Source organism: Thalassotalea sp. G20_0 (genome assembly GCF_017744175.1).
Taxonomy (GTDB): Bacteria; Pseudomonadota; Gammaproteobacteria; order Pseudomonadales; family Endozoicomonadaceae; genus Endozoicomonas.
Genome location: NZ_JAGHQV010000438.1, coordinates 1 through 609 on the forward strand (window position 1 = coordinate 1; position 609 = coordinate 609).

Sequence of the window (609 nt, forward strand, 5' to 3'; positions counted from 1 at the left end):
TGAAATATAACCCTTATCCCCGTAGAGCCAGCCTGTTAAATCTTCAATAAGATCTGGTACTGGCTTTCGGTCGTCTGTGTTAGCCGTAGTCAAACAGAAAGATAAAATTTCTCCTGGATGATTGATGATTAGATGCAGCTTGAAGCCAAATTTCCAGCCTGTAGACGTCTTACCACGTTTAGCCTCTTCTGAGAAAACCTTATGGCTGTTGATCCGGTGGTTATCACAAACGACAATGGGTGTTGAGTCAATGAATGACAAGCCAGTTTGTAGTCCCATGCATTGAGTTTTGAGATAAACAGTCAGTGGTATCAGCGCTTGTTTCATGAGTTCTACGAAACGATTGTAAGACACCAAGTTTGGAAAATAGTCTGACTTATGTCGCACAATGAGATTCTGGTAGTAATGTTTGAAATCTCGGAAAGCGCTCTGATGAAAGCAAATGATGATAGTCATTATTTCACTGAGCGAGAGCTTCGATATAACCAGAGGCTTTTTGGTATTGCAGATAAGCCGCTTATGCCATTCTGGTTCAAAAACCAGACAGAAATCATCAACATCACAGAATACACTGGTCATAGACATGGGAGCCTCCGGTTAGCTATCTGT

Annotated in this window: 1 protein-coding gene; it reads right to left on the bottom strand. The window is 41.5% G+C overall.

Annotated features, from left to right (window positions below; all coding sequences use genetic code 11):
- Positions 1–585: IS982 family transposase (locus tag J7438_RS26920; protein WP_209279086.1), on the bottom strand; the 585-nt coding region annotated here is incomplete at its 3' end.
- Between the last annotated feature and the right edge of the window lie 24 nt (positions 586–609).